Origin of the sequence: Weizmannia sp. CD-2023 (assembly GCF_036225245.1) — a bacterium.
Classification (GTDB): Bacteria; Bacillota; Bacilli; order Bacillales; family Bacillaceae_C; genus Weizmannia; species Weizmannia faecalis.
Genome location: NZ_JARTJQ010000047.1, coordinates 1 through 18,051, shown reverse-complemented (window position 1 = coordinate 18,051; position 18,051 = coordinate 1). Strand labels below are relative to the sequence as shown.

16 protein-coding genes are annotated in these 18,051 nt (G+C 49.3%); 13 read left to right on the top strand and 3 right to left on the bottom strand.

The features are described from left to right. The first annotated feature begins 118 nt into the window (after positions 1–118). The 6 genes from sat to P9687_RS06490 all read left to right on the top strand — a co-directional run bounded on the left by sat (position 119) and on the right by P9687_RS06490 (position 6,108). Positions 119–1,273: a sulfate adenylyltransferase gene (gene sat / locus P9687_RS06515; RefSeq protein WP_019722045.1), complete on the top strand. Its 1,155-nt coding sequence runs from the start codon at positions 119–121 to the stop codon at positions 1,271–1,273. Positions 1,274–1,306: 33 nt separating this feature from the next. Further along, positions 1,307–1,912 carry an adenylyl-sulfate kinase gene (cysC, locus tag P9687_RS06510; protein WP_035189300.1) on the top strand — a complete coding sequence of 202 codons (606 nt, stop codon included), beginning with the start codon at positions 1,307–1,309 and terminating at the stop codon, positions 1,910–1,912. Between the two features lie 199 nt (positions 1,913–2,111). Beyond that, positions 2,112–3,593 carry an amino acid permease gene (locus tag P9687_RS06505; protein WP_035189301.1) on the top strand — a complete coding sequence of 494 codons (1,482 nt, stop codon included), beginning with the start codon at positions 2,112–2,114 and terminating at the stop codon, positions 3,591–3,593. A gap of 118 nt (positions 3,594–3,711) precedes the next feature. Next, positions 3,712–4,155, top strand: coding sequence for a YbaK family protein (locus P9687_RS06500; protein ID WP_014096473.1), 444 nt, complete (start codon positions 3,712–3,714; stop codon positions 4,153–4,155). A 91-nt stretch (positions 4,156–4,246) separates the two neighbouring features. Then, positions 4,247–4,960: an N-acetylmuramoyl-L-alanine amidase CwlD gene (cwlD, locus tag P9687_RS06495; protein WP_014096472.1), complete on the top strand. Its 714-nt coding sequence runs from the start codon at positions 4,247–4,249 to the stop codon at positions 4,958–4,960. A gap of 95 nt (positions 4,961–5,055) precedes the next feature. Then, positions 5,056–6,108 carry an Mrp/NBP35 family ATP-binding protein gene (locus tag P9687_RS06490; RefSeq protein WP_014096471.1) on the top strand — a complete coding sequence of 351 codons (1,053 nt, stop codon included), beginning with the start codon at positions 5,056–5,058 and terminating at the stop codon, positions 6,106–6,108. Positions 6,109–6,139: 31 nt separating this feature from the next. Here P9687_RS06490 and gerD read toward each other — a convergent pair whose 3' ends face one another. Continuing rightward, complete coding sequence (gerD, locus tag P9687_RS06485; protein ID WP_014096470.1) at positions 6,140–6,694, bottom strand: spore germination lipoprotein GerD; 555 nt, start codon at positions 6,692–6,694, stop codon at positions 6,140–6,142. A 254-nt stretch (positions 6,695–6,948) separates the two neighbouring features. On the opposite strand from gerD, the gene P9687_RS06480 reads away from it, so the two are divergent. Then, positions 6,949–7,587, top strand: coding sequence for a KinB-signaling pathway activation protein (locus tag P9687_RS06480; protein ID WP_328228658.1), 639 nt, complete (start codon positions 6,949–6,951; stop codon positions 7,585–7,587). A 255-nt stretch (positions 7,588–7,842) separates the two neighbouring features. Here the strand turns inward: P9687_RS06480 and P9687_RS06475 are convergent, their stop codons facing one another. Both P9687_RS06475 and P9687_RS06470 read right to left on the bottom strand, forming a co-directional pair. Next, positions 7,843–8,907, bottom strand: coding sequence for a C45 family autoproteolytic acyltransferase/hydolase (locus tag P9687_RS06475; RefSeq protein WP_035189302.1), 1,065 nt, complete (start codon positions 8,905–8,907; stop codon positions 7,843–7,845). 106 nt (positions 8,908–9,013) lie between these two features. Then, positions 9,014–9,754, bottom strand: a complete 741-nt coding sequence (locus P9687_RS06470; RefSeq protein ID WP_035189303.1) for a polysaccharide deacetylase family protein — start codon at positions 9,752–9,754, stop codon at positions 9,014–9,016. A gap of 138 nt (positions 9,755–9,892) precedes the next feature. On the opposite strand from P9687_RS06470, the gene P9687_RS06465 reads away from it, so the two are divergent. The 6 genes from P9687_RS06465 (at position 9,893) to P9687_RS06440 (ending at position 17,632) form a co-directional block, all read left to right on the top strand. Then, complete coding sequence (locus P9687_RS06465; protein WP_014096466.1) at positions 9,893–10,120, top strand: hypothetical protein; 228 nt, start codon at positions 9,893–9,895, stop codon at positions 10,118–10,120. Between the two features lie 332 nt (positions 10,121–10,452). Then, on the top strand, positions 10,453–11,844 hold the full coding sequence (locus P9687_RS06460; protein WP_014096465.1) for a cytochrome ubiquinol oxidase subunit I: 1,392 nt from the start codon (positions 10,453–10,455) through the stop codon (positions 11,842–11,844). Further along, entirely contained in the window at positions 11,844–12,854 is a 1,011-nt protein-coding gene (gene cydB, locus P9687_RS06455) for a cytochrome d ubiquinol oxidase subunit II (RefSeq protein ID WP_014096464.1), read from the top strand. The genes P9687_RS06460 and cydB overlap by 1 nt, the downstream gene beginning before the upstream one ends. A 328-nt stretch (positions 12,855–13,182) precedes the next feature. Further along, a complete protein-coding gene (gene cydD, locus P9687_RS06450) occupies positions 13,183–14,931 on the top strand; it encodes a thiol reductant ABC exporter subunit CydD (RefSeq protein ID WP_017551209.1) in 1,749 nt (582 codons plus the stop codon). Further along, complete coding sequence (cydC, locus tag P9687_RS06445; protein WP_035182943.1) at positions 14,906–16,630, top strand: thiol reductant ABC exporter subunit CydC; 1,725 nt, start codon at positions 14,906–14,908, stop codon at positions 16,628–16,630. Before cydD ends, cydC begins: the two co-directional genes overlap by 26 nt. Positions 16,631–16,843: 213 nt before the next feature. Next, the gene (locus P9687_RS06440; RefSeq protein WP_026684497.1) at positions 16,844–17,632 is read left to right on the top strand and encodes an SDR family NAD(P)-dependent oxidoreductase; all 789 of its coding nucleotides are present in this window, start codon (positions 16,844–16,846) and stop codon (positions 17,630–17,632) included. Positions 17,633–18,051: the final 419 nt, after the last annotated feature.

Genomic DNA, 18,051 nt, shown 5'->3' with positions numbered 1-18,051 from the left:
GCCAAGATCTGCAAAAAAATAAATGCAAAAATAATCTGTTTAATGCTAAAATAAATATTACGGAAGTATTCCAATTGTTTTTATAGGAAAAATGCAAACGAGTGGAGGAAATTGGAACATGGCTTTTTCAACGAGCATCCCGCACGGCGGTATATTGGTAAACCGGGAAAACCACAGTGCGGAAGCTTTAAAACAGGCAGAACAATTACCGGCATTAACCGTTTCCGACTGGAGCATCTCCGACCTGGAACTGATCGGTATCGGCGGCTTCAGCCCGCTGACCGGGTTTATGGGGAAGCAGGATTATGAAACGGTTGTGGAAAATATGCGGCTTTCAAACGGCCTTATCTGGAGTATTCCGATCACGCTTCCCGTAACAGAAGAGGAAGCGGAAAGGTTTGAAACCGGCGAAACGCTCGCATTAAAAGGTGCAGACGGCGTGATCTACGGCACGCTCACACTGGAAGAAAAGTATACAGTGGACAAAGAACGGGAAGCAAGGCTCGTGTACGGGACAACCGACCCGGCGCACCCCGGCGTTAAACGCTTATATGAAAACGGGGATGTGTATCTTGCAGGGCCGGTTACGCTTTTAAACCGCCCGAATCATGACGAGTTTGCCGCTTATTATAAAGATCCGAAAGAAACAAGGGCATTGTTCGCATCCCTCGGCTGGAAAACGATTGTCGGCTTCCAGACGCGCAACCCGGTCCACCGCGCCCATGAATACATTCAGAAAAGCGCGCTTGAAATCGTTGACGGGCTGCTTTTAAACCCGCTTGTCGGCGAGACGAAAAGCGATGATATTCCGGCGGATATCCGGATGGAAAGTTACGAAGTGATTTTGAAACATTATTATCCAAAAGATCGTGTGCGCCTTGTTATTTACCCTGCCGCCATGCGCTATGCAGGCCCGCGGGAAGCAATCCTGCATGCGCTCGTCCGTAAAAATTACGGCTGCACCCATTTCATTGTCGGCCGGGACCATGCCGGTGTCGGCGATTACTATGGGACGTATGAAGCACAGGAACTGATCAGCACTGTGGAGCAGGAACTGGGCATCACCATTTTAAAATTTGAGCATGCGTTTTACTGCACGAAATGCGGCAATATGGCCACAACGAAAACCTGTCCGCACGGAAAAGAAGACCATATTCATTTGAGCGGGACAAAAGTGCGCGAAATGCTGCGCGCCGGCCAAAAACCGCCGAAAGAATTTTCCCGGCCGGAAGTGGCAGAAGTGCTGATCAAAGGGATGAAAGTGCACAATTAAACGTCCGCAAATCATAAGGAGGGAACCGGCCGCATGGCGAAAGCAACCAATATCACATGGCATGAAACCCAAATTAAAAAAGAAGACCGCCGGAGGTTAAACGGGCACTCCAGCGCAGTCCTCTGGTTTACCGGGTTATCCGGTGCGGGGAAATCAACGCTGTCCGTCGCCGTTGAACAGGAACTCCACGGGCGGGGGATCCGCACGTATATCCTCGATGGCGATAATATCCGCCACGGGTTGAATAAAAATCTCGGGTTTTCCCCGGAAGACCGGAAAGAAAATATCCGCCGCATCGGAGAGGTGTCAAAACTGTTCGTGGATGCCGGCGTAATGGTGCTGACGGCGTTCATTTCACCGTACCGTGCTGACAGGGACATGGTGCGCGAACTGGTCGAAGATAATGAATTCGTAGAGATTTACGTGAACTGCCCGCTGGAAGAATGTGAACAGCGGGACCCGAAAGGCTTATACAAAAAAGCCCGCAATGGGGAAATACAAAATTTTACCGGTATAGATGCCCCTTATGAAGCCCCGGAACATCCGGAACTTGTCGTGGAAACCCACAAACAGCCGCTGGAACAGGCTGTCGAGCAGGTGATCCGCTTTTTGGAAGAAAAAGGGTACATCGAAAAGTAGCCGGTTTTATAAACGGCAAACGTGCAGCAGGTGCAAAACCTTGCTGCACGTTTTTCTACATAGGGATGTAAGATTATGCAACAAAATGCTGGAAATATGCAAAATCCTGTTTTCATCCAGAATTTTTTGTGCTATGGTATGGACGTTGTGATTTATTTTAACCAGATGCGTATGATAGATAAATGGAGATGAACATACGATGGCAACACAAAAATCCGGCCTGAAACGGCGTTTAAAGGCGCGGCATCTGACCATGATATCACTCGGCGGCTCGATCGGGACCGGGCTTTTTCTCGGAAGCGGCGCCGCGATTTACCAGGCGGGCCCGGGGGGAGCGCTGCTTGCCTATTTGGTTATCGGTGTGATGGTCTATTTTATTATGACAAGCCTCGGGGAACTGGCTTCATTTATGCCGACAAGCGGGGCATTCAGTACGTATGCAACCCGCTTTATTGATCCGGCGCTCGGTTTTGCGCTCGGCTGGAATTACTGGTACAGCTGGGCCATTTGTCTTGCAGCGGAACTTTCGGCATCGACACTGGTCATGAAATTCTGGTTTCCGCACAGCCCCAGCTGGTTGTGGAGCGGCCTGTTTTTGCTCGTGATTTTTCTTTTGAACATTTTGTCCGTGAGAGGCTATGGCGAAGGAGAGTACTGGTTTTCCTTTGTCAAAGTGGCGACCATTATCCTTTTTATTGTTACCGGCTTTTTGATGATATTTGGCATATTGGGTGGGGCACCGGCCGGCTTTAAAAACTTTACAATCGGGGATGCGCCTTTCCACGGCGGTGCGCTTGCCGTGCTTGGCGTGTTCATTACCGCCGGATTTTCATTCCAGGGGACGGAAATTGTCGGCGTTGCAGCCGGGGAAAGCGAGAATCCGCGCAAAAACGTGCCAAAAGCAATCAAAAGCATTTTCTGGCGCATTTTGTTGTTTTATGTCCTTGCAATTCTTGTCATCGGGCTGATTATCCCTTATACGACAAAAAGTTTGCAAAGTACGGATGTAATGGTGAGCCCGTTTACGCTTGTCTTTAAAAAAGCGGGGCTTGCGTTTGCTGCATCCCTAATGAATACGGTCATTTTAACGGCTGTGCTGTCGGCGGGAAACTCGAGCCTGTATGCTTCAACAAGGATTTTGTATGCAATGGCCCATGAAGGCCAGGCGCCGAAGTTTTTCGGCAAACTGAACAAACGCGGCGTGCCGGTCGCAGCCCTTGTTGCCACGGCCATTGTCGGCGCGCTTGCATTTCTCGCATCCGCATTCGGGGACGGCGCCATTTATATCTGGCTGTTGAATGCAGCGGGCGTCACGGGCTTTATTTTCTGGCTCGGGATTGCCGCCAGCCATTACCGTTTCCGGAAAGCGTATCTCGCCCAGGGACGTTCACTTGACGATCTCCCTTATCATGCGAAATGGTACCCGTTCGGCCCGATTTTTGCGCTGATTGTCGGCGTGATCGTTATTCTTGCGCAGGATTATCAGGCATTCCTCGGCGGCCGTATCGACTGGATGAGCGCCATTGCCGCGTATCTCGGCATCCCGCTTTTTGCCATCATGTGGCTCGGCTACAAGCTCGTAAAGCGGACAAAAGTCATCCCGCTTGAGGCATGCCGGATTGATGACCGGGGATTTGACCAGGAGCCGGAGCATACTGAAAAAAAGGATGCGCGCTCCTGAGCGGTGTGTTGGCTTAAAGCGCTCGCCCATGTTGCGATATCGATTCCTTGTTTGGAAATCATTATAAAGTATCGACGCCTCTACGCCCGCGTACAATACCGGTAAGGAGTGGGTAGAGATGAATGAAGTCATTACCACCCTGTCTGCGAAAAGACGGGAGAGGCAAATGAAAGCGGAACGCAATTTGCTCCGCGAACTGCCGGTTGAAGTGCTGAAGAAAAGCTTCCAGTCCCATTTCGGTTCGTTCCGGATCAACGGGGGAGCGTGGATGGAGCAGGGGATCGAAGAAGGGTGTTACGATGTCGCCATTGAAGCCTATTTATTGGGCGGCCATTACAGCCGGTTCGGGTATTACGGCGAGCCGGCCGAGCAGGCAAAGAAACGGTGCGAAACCGAATTAAAGCATATTACAGATACTCTGTACAATTTTTGGCTTTATTGGACATTCGGCAATGATACGATGCAGGAGTCCATTTACTATACATGCGAGCAGTTTGCCGACTACTTTTGGTCTTACGGCTTTAAAAAAGGCGAACAAAGGCGGAAACTGCGGCTTCATTAGGGGATGCCCGTTTGCGGCTCCCTTTTTTGCAGTTCTATTTTCCTCCCTTGTCCCATAACTTTTCAATAAGGACAGGGAGAGGGAGATTGTGATGAAACGGAAAATCAAAATTGCGGGGTTTCTGCTTGGTGTCACCCTTTTATTTTTACTTGTGCAGTTTGAGTTTTTCCAAAAAGATACGTGGCGCCCGTGGAATCTGCCGCTTTCCGGGAAAATCATCTATCTGGATCCGGGGCACGGGGGGCCGGACGGCGGGGCAACGGGAGATGAAGTGCTGGAAAAAGATGTTGCCTTAAGTGTGGCGGCCAAAATCAAAGACTATCTTCAGCAGCAGGGCGCGCTTGTTATTATGACGCGCGAAACGGACACAGACCTTGCTGATAACGAGACAAAGGGCTACAGCCGCCGCAAAGTGGAGGATTTAAGAAAAAGGCTTTCCCTGATCAACGAGTCGGAAGCGGACCTTTTTATCAGCATCCATCTGAACGCTATTCCGCAATCGCAGTGGCACGGCGCCCAGACTTTTTACGCCCCGACTATGATTGAAAATAAAAGGATCGCCACGTTTATCCAGGCGGAGCTGGTCCGGAATCTCGAAAATACAAACCGGGCTTCCAAAACATTGTCCAATGTGTATTTGCTGAAGCATGCGAAAAAACCGGGCTGCCTTGTGGAAATCGGGTTTTTGTCCAATCCCGGGGAGCGGGAGCAATTAAAATCCGATGCGTACCAGACAAAGGTGGCGGCATCCATTTATGAAGGGATTATGCGCTACTTTACAAAAGAAAAGGACTTAAAGAACTGACAAGCATCCGGAGCCGTTCCAGCGCAAAACACTGCCATTGTATGGTATACTGGAATCAAGCTGGAAACGACTTCATTTTAAGGATGGTGTAGAAAATGTTGACGGAACAACAGGTTTACGACGTGTTAAAAGGGTTTGAAGATCCTTTTTTACATAAAACGCTGGAAGAAACAAAAGGGATCCTCGAAATCAAAATCAAAGAAGAGATCCAGCATGTCAGTGTCAAAGTAGCGATTGCCAAAACTGGTACAAGCGAACAGCTGCAGCTGCAGATGGCCATTGTGAAAGCATTGAAGGGGATTGGCGCGAATACAGTCGGCATCCGTTTCGGCGAACTGCCGAAAGAAACGCTCGACCGGTTCCGCGATTTGTTGCAGGAAGACAACAAAAACCCGCTCGGCTCCGCCAAAACGGAATTTATCGCCATTGCAAGCGGCAAGGGCGGCGTTGGGAAATCGACCGTTTCCGTCAATTTGGCGGTTGCACTCGCCCGCCTTGGGAAAAAGGTCGGCCTGATTGATGCCGATATTTACGGATTCAGCGTGCCGGACATGATGGGCATTATGCAGCGTCCGGTTGTCCGCGGAGAAAGAATTATCCCGGTGGAACGGTTCGGGGTCAAGGTCATTTCGATGGGCTTTTTTGTAGAAGACAATGCGCCGGTGATCTGGCGCGGGCCGATGCTTGGCAAAATGCTGAACAATTTCTTCCATGAAGTGGAATGGGGCAACCTCGATTATTTGCTGCTTGACTTGCCGCCGGGCACCGGGGATGTGGCGCTCGATATCCATTCGATGCTGCCGCGCTGCAATGAGATTATCGTGACAACCCCGCATCCGACTGCGGCTTTCGTTGCGGCACGGGCCGGCGCGATGGCACTCCGGACGGAACACAATTTGCTCGGTGTCATTGAAAATATGGCTTATTTTGAAAGCAAGGTGACCGGCGAACGCGAGTATGTATTTGGTCGCGGCGGCGGGGAAAAACTTGCCGAAGAATTGCGGACCGAAGTGCTCGGTCAGCTCCCGCTTCAGCAGCCGGACTGGAATGAACATGATTTCGCGCCGTCCATCTATGCCGAAGACCACCGGCTCGGAAAAATTTATACGGAAATCGCACAAAAAATTGTGGACAAGCTGAAAAAATAAATGTGGAAAGCGGCGGAGCCAAATCCCGCCGCTACTTTTTGTCTTTCATCGTTTTCGCCGCTTTCAGCAGACTGTCTTCCATTTTCGCTTTAAAAGCCGGGTCATTAAACGTATCGATGACAACCTCCTGCATGGTTTTCCGCATTTCTTTGCTCTTTAGCATCGTTTGCACTTCTTTTTCGTAAGCCGGGTCTTTTAAAATATCCATCATCATTGCCTGGTAATCCGGATCCTTCATCAAACTTTTCAACAGCGCTTTGTTTTCAGTTTTCATGCTGTCTGCAACCGCGGCGGCAAATTTCGGATCCTGCATGGCTTCTCTCCAAAAAGCCTTGCCTTTATCGGAAGTTAATGTTTGTTCGATCGCTTCTTTCATGTACGCCTTGTCAATGACCAGATTCTTTTTCATTCCGTCGCTTGTAATCACGTCCTGCAGCGCTTTTTTTCCTTCATCGGTTTTCAATATGTCAATGACCATTTTTTTCGTCTGGTTATAATCCGCTTGCCCGCCTGTTGAAGCCTCGCCCGAGCAGGCTGTAAGGGCAGCGCAAAGGCTGATCAGGAGCAAAACGGTTCTTGGTTTCATGCTTTTGGCTCCCTTCTTCATTCTATCTTTAATATGTGAAGTTCTTTTCGGATTATGCGCTCGGCGGGGAGGCTTAAAAGCACTGGAATTTTTTCCCGGGACCGGAGCCTGATCGTGCTACAGCTCTGCAAAAACCGGCTTCATCGTGCGGATTGGTAAAACAGTACAGTTGGGAAAGCCGGCATGATGTGCTGGATTTTTCTCATGATTCTCTGTTACAATAAAGGTACTTTAAAGGCAAAGGGGGATGGGGATTGACAAGCCGGAACTGGGTTCGTTTCTTTTTTGCCGCTCTTGCCATCGGAGGGGTGTCAGCCGGGATTCTCGGGTTTTTCGTCCGCTGGCCGGAAATGGCGCCTTATTTTGCACATGCGGATCTTTTGTCCATCGCTGGCGCGTTTTTCTGGTTTGCGGGGTTGGGCTTGATTTTCAGTCTTGTCAGTCAGGTAGGTTTCTTCGCCTGGTTAACCGTGCACCAGCTCGGGCTTGACATTTTCCGTTCGCGGCTTGTCTGGCAGGCCATTCAGCTTGTTGCAGCCTGTTATGTACTGTTCGATTTTGTGTACTTCCGCGCGGATACCCGCCAGTCCCTGCTGTTTGCAGCACTGATCCTTGTGTCCGCGTTTGTGGTGGCAGCTGCTAAGACGAAGCAGGCAAAAAGTGCAGGGGCTTTTATTCCTGCCTTGTTTTTCATGGTGGCAGTGACCATTCTCGAGTGGGTGCCAGCTTTGCGTGTCAATAGCATATCCTCGCTTTATCTTATGCTTTTCCCGCTTCTCATCTGCAATGCTTACCAGCTGCTTGTGCTTCCACATTTTTTAAAGCGCTCCCAAAAGGAAAAAGAGGAAAAAGCAGCATTGCGCAAGATCGCAGAAGAAAAGACGGCAAACTAAAACCGGAGCCTGATGGGGTATCCGGTTTTTGCTGTTTGGGCAGTAAATGCATAAAAATTTTCTCAGCTGGCAATAGACACGATAACAGTGGGAACGCTTGAAACGCCCGCGGCCCATGAAAAAAAGCAATAGAAGAGTCCATGGCTTCTGCTCCATACGACACAGAGCACCGGATGATTCCATTTTTGCAACCGCAGCATTTTTCCGGTAAAGGATGCCGCGGCCGGAATCCATGGTTCATGACCGCGGTTTCGATCATTTTTGAAACCAGTCGGCCCCTTTGTCCATATGGAGGAAGGGGATATCCGTATCCACTTCGCCGGTGATCTTTTCAATGGGCAAGTCTTCTCCTGACAGCCATTTGGCAAAGTCAATTTTCACCGGCTCGCAGTCACCGCCTAAAGCGAACCAGGCTTCCATTTGCTTTGGCAGGTAAGCGGAAGTATGGATTGTGCCCGCCCAGCTAGCGTATAGTTCTGAAAAAACGCCTTTATCCCGGCTATTTAATAATTGAAACGCGTCCCGGGCGCTGGATAGATGCCCTTTTTCCTGTTCCAAAATGGCGGTTCTGCGCATCGAATCGCTGAGATGATGCCGGTTTTCTTTGCTGAGGGTTTCAAAATGATTGGTGCAAATATCTCCGTTCCGCACGGCGACCGCGCGCGGAGAGGCTTCGACAATCCGGGTTTCCCCGCTTTTATCATAAACGACATAGCTGAATGAATGGCGGTGCGGAATTTCTTTTAACATGGCAACGGCTTCGTCAATATTTACGCATGATTCCAGTAGCAGCCTGCCAATCATGCAGCAAATAAACCCGTCGCCGGGACTTTTTCGATGGATAAACGTATAGCCGATGGCGAGCCCTTTTTCATTCATGCCGTCCATCCGCCCGGTGACGCGCTGGCTCGGCCCGGCAATCGCGTACCCCTGGTCGGTTGGCTGGTACAGGACATAGCGTCCTTCATAGGTTTTAGGATGGTAATCATAGTTGCGGATGAGATAGCCATCGCCTGTTAAAATCGAGCAGCCTGATTTTGTGTAATCCACCCGGTAGCCGCCAAATTCCTGCAAAACTTTTTCCATCGGCCATTTCAGTGCTTCCTGCAATCCGCACAACTCGTCCCAGATTCCGGGTGCAAAGCGGGTGATTGCGTCTTTCGTTTCGTTAAGGTCGATTACAAACCGCGGTTTTCTGACTTTCCATTGATTGTCGCGGTTTTGGATGGAAAGGGATTCTTTTAATGCAAGCCCCTGCATATAACCGAATTTTTCATGTGACCCGCGAAATTGGACCACTGTGCTGAAAATTTGCTTCATTATTCCATTCACCTGCAAGCCCATTTGGATATCCTTTCATATCATTCATTTTAACACATTGTATTTCTCTTCTCCTAACAACGATATACCAAGTGGGCCTGTGGCTTTAAGGAATCACTTTCGTTTCTGCTTTGCCGTTTGCAATCATTTCGGAAACGGTCACAAATTTTCCTTTATCCGACAAGTGGCGGATGATTTGCGGCAGGGCTTTGTTCGTCTGCTTTGCGGCATCAGAAGCGTGCAGCAGGATGATATCCCCGTTTTCGGCTGTGCTTGCTTTTTCAATAATTTTTGCGGTGCCCGGGTTTTTCCAGTCATCGGTGTTGACGCTCCAGTGAACCATTGTAAGCCCCAGTTGGTCCGCAATTTTTAATGCCGTTTTGTCAAAATGGCCGGTCGGGGAACGCAAAAGTTTTACATCCTTTATTTCAAGTTTTTTAAACACTTCTTGTGCCTTCTGCATATCATGCCGCACTTTAGCCGGTTCTTCATCCGTGTAATCCACATAGGCATAACCGAGGCTTCCGATCTCATATCCGGCTTTTTCAATCCTATTCACAATATCCGGGTGCTGTTCCGCCCACGCGCCTGACAGGAAAAAGGTTGCGGACTTTACGCCGTTTTTCTGCAGCGTTTTCAAGATAGGGACGGCTTTTTCATCGCCCCAGCCAATATTAAAAGTTAACGCAATGCCGTTTTCTCCTTTAAAAACGGCTTTCGGGGTGCCTTTTGCTGAAAAAGCTGCCGTCTGCGTCAGCGTTTGGGTATAGATCAATAAGGCAGTAAAAAACGAGACAATGACAATGAAAAGATACGGTTTCCAGTTTCGCGATTTCGTATGGTGCATGATTCAACCTCCCGTTAAAAACTGCACTTGTCTTATTGTATGCGCCATTTTTTCAGGATTATGCAAGGAAAAGTGCTGTGATATTTTCCTTAAATTTGGTAAAAATAGACGTACCATGAACAGAAAGGGTGCATGCGGGTGTTAGGTCTTGTCGTCCATGAAAAAGAGCTGCTGGAACTGCAGTATTTGTTGAAAAGAGAAATGGAAGAAATTTTACTTGACCTGAATGATGAGCGGATTGAGCGGGTCATCAAAAGGGCCATGAAAGAACGGTACCGGATTCTTTTTAAGCTCCTGACAAAAGTCGCGCCCCAAAGCGAATATGCCCAATTCGCCGTGTCCTATAGGCGGGAAATGAAACAGTAAAGAGCGGAGGCAGCCGCTCTTTTTTTTTACGGTCTTTTGGAAAAGAAGAAGCGAAGAGCGTTCTGGAAAAAGGGAAATCACGGACCTTGACCGGAAAGAAGGACGCGAGTTGTCCCGGCCGCCCGGGTGAGCCGCACCCTTTTGATCGCGCTTTCACAAAAAGTCAATAGGCCTGGAAGAATAATTTTCCAGAAAAATAATTTGTCAAATAATATTCGACAGTTTTTAACCGAATTGTCACATGGCTCCTATCTATACCATAAAAAGATTAAATATAATATAAGTGTAATGATAAAGTAACGGAAATATGGAAGAGGAGGGGATTTTGGGAAATGAGTGAAGTCATATTGGCACGGACCCAGTTTGCAACGACAACCTTGTTCCACTTCATTTTCGTGCCGCTTTCAATCGGATTGGCATTTATTGTCGCTGTCATGCAAACGCTTTACATGGTGAAAAAGAAAGAAATTTACAAGAAAATGACGAAGTTTTGGGGAACCTTTTTCCTCATCAACTTCGCAGTCGGAGTGGTGACCGGGATTATCCAGGAATTCCAATTCGGGATGAACTGGTCGACCTACTCGCGGTTCGTCGGGGACGTATTCGGCGCACCGCTTGCGATTGAAGCGCTGCTTGCGTTCTTTATGGAGTCGACTTTCATCGGCCTATGGATTTTCGGTTGGGACAGACTCCCGAAAAAACTGCATCTGGCCTGCATCTGGCTCGTCTCGATCGGAACGATGCTGTCGGCGCTCTGGATTATGGCCGCAAACTCGTTCATGCAAAATCCGGTCGGCTATACGATTCACAATGGCCGTGCCGAAATGAACAATTTTGCCGCCGTGCTGTTGAACCAAAAATTGCAGGTGGCTTACCCGCACATTATTTTCGGCAGCCTTGCCACCGGTGCGTTTTTCATCGCCGGCGTTTCGGCCTGGAATTTGATCAGGAAAAAAGAAGTGGCCTTTTTCAAACGGTCTGTTGCCATCGCACTTATCGTTGGTCTTCTCAGCGGGCTCGGCCTTGCCTTTTCCGGGCACAGCCAGGCACGTTATCTCATTAATGTCCAGCCGATGAAAATGGCTGCTGCGGAAGGCATCTGGCAAAACACCGGGGACCCTGCGCCGTGGACATTGTTTAGTGTCATTGATACGAAAAATAAAAAGTCGGAATACAGGGTGCAAATTCCGTACTTGCTGAGCTACTTATCCTATGGCAAATTTTCCGGATCTGTCAAAGGGATGAACGAGCTGCAAAAAGAATACACACAAAAATACGGGGCAGGCAATTATATTCCGCCTGTAAAAACAACGTTTTGGAGCTTCCGGATCATGGTTGCCACCGGCGGCATTATGATCCTGATGAGTTTGATCGGCCTGTACCTTGTCTGGAAGAAAAAAATTGAAAACAGCATGCGTTACTTGAAATGGCTGTTCCCTTGCATGTTTATCCCGACGATCGGCAACTCGTTCGGCTGGATTATGTCTGAAATGGGCCGGCAGCCATGGGTGGTAAACGGCTTGATGAAAACAAGTGCGGGCGTTTCGCCGAATGTTTCGGCCGGCGAGCTGCTGTTTTCACTGGTTGCGTTCTCGATTGTCTATACGCTGCTTGCCGTGGCAATGGCTTACCTGTTTATCCGCGTTATTAAACAGGGCCCGCAGGCAAAACCGATGGAAGACATTACTGCATCGGATCCTTTCAATACAAGGAGGGTTGTATAATGCAGTTAAATGAATTGTGGTTTTTGCTCGTTTGTGTGTTATTTGTCGGATTTGTATTTCTGGAAGGTTTTGATTTCGGAGTCGGGATGAGCACAAAATTCCTTGCCAAAAATGAGACGGAAAAACGGGTGCTCATTAATACGATCGGGCCGTTCTGGGATGCCAATGAAGTATGGCTCCTGACAGCGGGCGGCGCCATGTTTGCTGCTTTCCCGAACTGGTATGCCACGCTTTTTAGCGGCTATTACCTTGCCTTTGTCGTCCTGCTGCTTGCGCTTATTGCCAGAGGGGTTGCCTTTGAATTCCGCGGCAAACTCCAGGCAAGCAAATGGAAAGGTATTTGGGACTGGGCCATTTTGCTTGGAAGCCTCCTGCCGCCGTTTTTGCTTGGTGCTCTGTTTTCCGGGATGATCAAGGGGCTTCCGATTGACCGCTCGATGACGATGCATGCCGGATTTTTCGACATCGTCAACCTCTACACGATCGTCGGCGGGCTTGCTTTTGTCGCTCTTGTCTATCTGCATGGCCTGATGTTTATCCGTTTAAAAACGGATGGCGAAATCCGTGAACGTGCCGGAAAAGCCGCGATCAAAATGTATATCGCTACAGGCGCCGTCGTTGTCCTGTTTACCGTATTAACCGCTGTTTTTACAGACGCGTTTGTGAAACGGGGTGCCATTTTAATTCCGGTCTATGCCGTTGCCATCGTGCTTTATCTGGCACTGTATCCGCTTTTGCGGAATAAAAAAGAAGGATTGAGTTTTGCCGTAACCGGGTTGATTTTAATTCTTGTAACCGTCTCGTTTTTCATCGCACTTTTCCCGAACGTGCTGATCAGTTCAATGGGGGCGGCGAACAACTTGACGCTTTATAAAGCATCGTCAAGCCCGTATTCGTTAAAAATCATGACGATCGTCGCATGCACGATGGTACCGGTCGTGCTCGCTTACACGATTTGGAGTTACTACGTCTTCCGGAAACGGGTTACACCGCATGAATTGCATTATTAAAAAAGTTCAGGGGGCGGGGGTTAAAGATCGCCGTCCACTGCTCACCCGGGGAGCGGATTTCGGGCAAACCGGGTGTTTTCTTTTTCATTCGGCACCGTTTGGACGGGTGCGGAGAGAAGCAGATCAATACGGGAATAGGGAATGGATACTACTCCTGGAATGGAACCTTTTGGATGGGTACGGAGAGAAGCAGTCCGCATATTGCGGATTGAAGCAGGAACCTGGCACGATCTTAGGGACTCCGTACAGGTGAAAATATGCCAATGAACGAATCAAAAAAGCCCTGCGTATGGCGGAATGGCCCCATACCGGAGAGGAGCTGGTGCGGATGGATAAACATCTGATGCAGTATAAAGGCAGCTTAAAAACTTTTATCATTGCCGGATGCCTGACGATGATCCAATCGGTTGCTATTATCGTGCAGGCAGTATACCTGGCAAAAGCGATTGTCCATTTATACAAAGGGGTGCCGTGGCAGGAAGCAGCGGCTGAATTTGGCATCTTTTTCGCCGCCCATCTCATCCGCCACTTTTTGCAGTGGGCAAAGTCGCGGGTTGCGTTCCGGTTTGCCGGCCGCACGTCCCTCCATTACCAAAACTTGCTCGTTGAAAAGCTGTTTCGCATCGGACCGCGCGCCATCAGCAGGCATGGCACGGGCAATCTGGTGACGCTTTGCCTTGAGGGCATTCCGGAGTTCCGTACTTATTTAGAGCTTTTTATTCCACGGTTTATCGCGTGCCTGACGATCCCGGCTGTTCTCCTTGTGTATATTTTTTCACAGGATGTTGAAACCGGGATCACGCTGCTGGTTGTCATGCCGATTTTAATCGGGTTTTTGATTCTGCTCGGGCTCGCCGCGCAAAAGCAGAAAGAAGCGAGATGGGAAACGTACCAGCTGCTTTCCCGCCATTTTGTGGACTCGTTAAGGGGGCTCGTGACGCTGAAATTTTTAGGGCGGAGCAAAAGCCATAAAGAAGCCATTTGGGAAGTCAGCAACAAGTACCGGATTGCCACAAACCGCACGCTCAGGATTGCTTTTTTATCGTCGTTTTCCCTAGACTTTTTTGCGACTTTGTCCGTGGCGGTCGTGGCCGTGGAACTCGGGCTCCGGCTGATTAACGGGCAAATCGGATTTGAACCGGCCCTTGCGCTTTTAATTCTCGCGCCGGAGTATTTTATGCCGGTCCGCGATCTTGGCAGCGATTACCATGCCACGATGAACGGCAAAGAAGCGGGCGAGAAGATCCACCGCCTGCTTGCCGAAAAAGAAGACTTTGGAAACGGGCTTTCTTTTCCCGTCCCGGTTTGGAACGAACACAGTACATTAACAGTGGAAGGGCTCGAAAAACAGTCGCCGGAAGAAAACCGGGCGATCTTGCAAGATGTCACGTTTACCGCCCGCGGGTTTCAAAAAATCGGTGTGATCGGAATCTCCGGTTCGGGCAAATCGACGCTGATTGACCTGTTATCCGGGTTCTCCATGCCGGATGGCGGACGGATCAGGATTGACGGCCTGGAAGTTCCGCATTTGTCCTTTACAGAATGGCAAAAGCAGGTGAACTACATTCCGCAGCATCCGTATATTTTTGCAAAGACCGTACGGGAAAATATTGCCTGGTATGCGCCGGATGCGCCGCTTGAAAAGATTGAGGAAGCGGCCCGGACAGCAGGGCTTTCCGACCTCATCGCCAGCTTTCCGAACGGGCTTGATGAAAAAATCGGCCAGGGCGGACGGGTGCTAAGCGGCGGTGAAGAACAGCGGATTGCGCTTGCGCGGGCATTGCTGGATGCACGTCCGGTTATGCTTTTGGATGAGCCGACTGCGCATCTCGATATCGAAACGGAACAGGAAATTAAACAGCTGATGCTCCCGCTTTTTGAACGTAAACTTGTCTTTTTTGCCACCCACCGCCTGCACTGGGTAAAAGAAATGGATTTGATTTTGGTGATGGATGGCGGCAGGCTTAGAGAAGCGGGCACATACGATGAGCTGTACCGGAAAAAGGGCGCCTTTTACGAACTTGTCGAGGCGCAGCGGGGAGGGGTAGAACATGGCATACTTCAACCGGTATATTAAACCGTATATCCGCCAGTACCGGTGGCTGATGGCAGCTACTGTCCTGCTTGGCATTATTGCTTTTCTTGCTTCATCGATGCTCACCTTTACGTCCGGGTATTTGATCACAAGGGCTTCGGAAATGCCGGTGACGATTCTTTTGATTTATGTCCCGATCGTCGGCGTGCGCGCTTTCGGGATCGCGCGGCCGGTCGCCCGTTATTTTGAGCGACTTAGCGGGCATAATACGGTGTTGAAGATTCTTGCTGATATGCGCGTCAAACTGTATGAAATGCTCGAACCGCAGGCGCTGTTTATCCGCTCGCGTTTTCAGGCGGGGGATCTGCTCGGCACGCTTGCCGATGACATCGAGCACTTGCAGGACGCTTATATCCGCACCATTTTTCCTGTCGTGACGGCGCTGTTTTTGTTTTTATATTCTGTTTGCACGCTGGCTGCATTTGACTGGCAGTTTGCGTTATGGATTGCCTTATTAATGGGGATCGTCCTGTTTGTTTACCCGCTTTTATCCTTATATTTCATGAAAAAACGACAAATCGCGCTGAAAGAAACACAGAGCCGGCTGTACCGCAACGTCACGGATACTTTATTCGGCATCCGCGACTGGATCATCAGCGGAAAGAAAGAACGGTTTTTCAAGCAGTTTCATGAAGACAGCCAGGAAAGCCACGAAATGGAAAGGAAGATGTCCTTTTGGAATCATAACCGGAACTTTCAGCTACAGGTCATCTCGGGCATGATTTTAATATTGACCGGCATCTGGGCAGGGCATGCCGCAATGCATGGAGACATCGCCCCGACCTATATTGCGTCTTTTACACTTGTAACCCTTCCGATTCTGGAAGGCATCATCCCGGCATCCGTGGCGGTGGAAAAGATTCCGGCATACAAGGAATCCCTGCAACGGATTGACGCGATCCGGCAGTACGTCCCGGATAAAAGCAGGAATAGCGCAGTTCCTGGAGAGAAAGCGGATATCCGTTTGGAACATGTCTTTTACTATTATGAAAACGAACCGGCCGCAGCTTTGAACGATGTGTCACTCACCATTCCCCATGGGCAAAAAATCGCGGTGCTTGGCAAAAGCGGAGCGGGCAAATCGACGCTTCTCCATCTGCTGATTGGGGCGCTGCAGCCTGCTTCAGGGACCGTTTCCATCGGCGGGCATGCCCCGGCAGCATATGGCGAAGGGATTCACCAGCTGGTCAGTGTCTTGAACCAGAAACCTTATCTGTTCGCGACAACGGTCGAAAATAACGCTGCCCTCGGACGCCCCGGCGCCACATCAGAAGAAATAGAGGAGGCCATCCGGCAAGTCAAACTTGACCGGTATCTCCACTCCCTTCCAAATGGGATCCATACCCAAATGGAGGAAACCGGCCAGCGTTTTTCGGGAGGCGAGCGGCAAAGAATCGCCCTCGCACGGATCCTGCTGCAAAATACGCCTGTGGTCATTTTGGATGAACCGACTGTCGGACTTGATCCCCTGACAGAGAAAGACCTGCTCGATACGATGTTTGAAGTTTTAAAAGACAAAACGGTGATTTTCATTACTCACCATCTGGCCGGGATGGAAAAAATGGATCAGATCGTCTTTCTGGATGAAGGAAAAATCGCCATGCAGGGCACACACGCGGCATTGATGGAAAACCATGCGCGTTACCGCAAACTTTATCAACTGGACCGCGGGGACGCTTGACCAGCCCCCGCTTTTTCCAGTGCCACTGTTGCAGCATGGGCGCCTGCAAGTGAATTTGCCGTTTTTTATTTCTGCCCGTGCCGCGAAAGAAGCAGATGGGTTATCTATCGCCGGTTGCAAAAAATAGACACAATTTTTGAAAGCGTTACCATTGCTTTCTTCTTTACAAACCATTACACTGAAGATGAACCGAATTTGGAAAGGGTGGCGCCAGTGCAAACATTTGATTTCACAGGAAAAGTTGCAATCGTAACCGGCGGCGGGGGAGGAATCGGCCGCGAAGCATGCTTGAAACTGGCTGCGGGCGGAGCAAATGTCGTGGTCGCTGATTTATCTGATGAATTGGGAGAAGAAACGGCTGGAAAAATCCGTGAAAATGGTGGGGAAGCGATTTTTGTCCGGACCGATGTTTCCAAATCCAAAGATGTCCAACATTACGTCCGAACTGCGCTAGATACTTATGGAAAAATTGATATTCTTTTAAACAATGCTGGTTGGGAAGGAAAGATGAAACCGCTCATAGATTATCCCGAAGAAGTATTTGATAAACTGATGGGCATTAATGTACGCGGCGTCTTTCTTGGTATGAAGTATGTGTTGCCGCATATGATCAGCCAAAAAAGCGGCACCATTGTCAATACGGCTTCTGTTGCCGGCCTCGTCGGCACACCGGAAATGGTGGCATACGGCGCCAGTAAGCATGCGGTGATCGGCATGACGAAAACGGCAGGAATTGAGGCAGCTCCGTCCGGCGTCCGTGTCAATGCGGTATGTCCAGGGGTTGTGGACACAGAAATGATGAGAAAAATTGAAAGCGGTTTTGCCGGAGGTGATTCAGCAGCTGCTGAACAAACGAGGCAGCAAATGGCTGCATCCGCCCCGACTGGCCGCTATACACAACCGGAAGAAGTGGCGAATGTTCTGCTCTATCTTGCATCAGACCTGTCTTCCCATATCATTGGGCAAACGGTTGTCATTGATGGCGGGGCAGTCCTTTCCTAAAGTCCGGCTGTAATATCTATTATAAGAAATAACAATTTCGATAAATGGAGGGAAGCTCCCGGGTATACCGTCTGCAGTATAACGCCTGGCTGTACAGCGTAAACAAGTTGATTTGGCTTCCCTCCGTAAAGCTGAAAAAATATATAAAATAAATAAAATCTCTCAGCTCTGTTGCCTGCTGCAAAAAGTATCGTCATGCAAATCGGTGCCCAGGCTTGATGTAAAAACTCAAGTTCATTTTATATAGAATAAAAATATACAAAGGCTGTTGACATCGATTTGCTATCTTGGTACATTAATAAATGTCGCTGCTTCACATGAGGTAGGTCAGATAAAAAAGTGTTGACAAAGCACTTTATACTTGATATAATATATAAGTCGCTGCTATGAAGAAACAGCGAAGATTGTTCCTTGAAAAC

Excerpts from the sequence above, each read along its gene's own strand:
- sat (WP_019722045.1), top strand. The coding sequence starts at position 119 with ATGGCTTTTTCAACGAGCATCCCGCACGGCGGTATATTGGTAAACCGG.
- cysC (WP_035189300.1), top strand. The coding sequence starts at position 1,307 with ATGGCGAAAGCAACCAATATCACATGGCATGAAACCCAAATTAAAAAA.
- P9687_RS06505 (WP_035189301.1), top strand. The coding sequence starts at position 2,112 with ATGGCAACACAAAAATCCGGCCTGAAACGGCGTTTAAAGGCGCGGCAT.
- P9687_RS06500 (WP_014096473.1), top strand. The coding sequence starts at position 3,712 with ATGAATGAAGTCATTACCACCCTGTCTGCGAAAAGACGGGAGAGGCAA.
- cwlD (WP_014096472.1), top strand. The coding sequence starts at position 4,247 with ATGAAACGGAAAATCAAAATTGCGGGGTTTCTGCTTGGTGTCACCCTT.
- P9687_RS06490 (WP_014096471.1), top strand. The coding sequence starts at position 5,056 with ATGTTGACGGAACAACAGGTTTACGACGTGTTAAAAGGGTTTGAAGAT.
- gerD (WP_014096470.1), bottom strand. The coding sequence starts at position 6,694 with ATGAAACCAAGAACCGTTTTGCTCCTGATCAGCCTTTGCGCTGCCCTT.
- P9687_RS06475 (WP_035189302.1), bottom strand. The coding sequence starts at position 8,907 with ATGAAGCAAATTTTCAGCACAGTGGTCCAATTTCGCGGGTCACATGAA.
- P9687_RS06470 (WP_035189303.1), bottom strand. The coding sequence starts at position 9,754 with ATGCACCATACGAAATCGCGAAACTGGAAACCGTATCTTTTCATTGTC.
- P9687_RS06460 (WP_014096465.1), top strand. The coding sequence starts at position 10,453 with ATGAGTGAAGTCATATTGGCACGGACCCAGTTTGCAACGACAACCTTG.
- cydB (WP_014096464.1), top strand. The coding sequence starts at position 11,844 with ATGCAGTTAAATGAATTGTGGTTTTTGCTCGTTTGTGTGTTATTTGTC.
- cydD (WP_017551209.1), top strand. The coding sequence starts at position 13,183 with ATGGATAAACATCTGATGCAGTATAAAGGCAGCTTAAAAACTTTTATC.
- cydC (WP_035182943.1), top strand. The coding sequence starts at position 14,906 with ATGGCATACTTCAACCGGTATATTAAACCGTATATCCGCCAGTACCGG.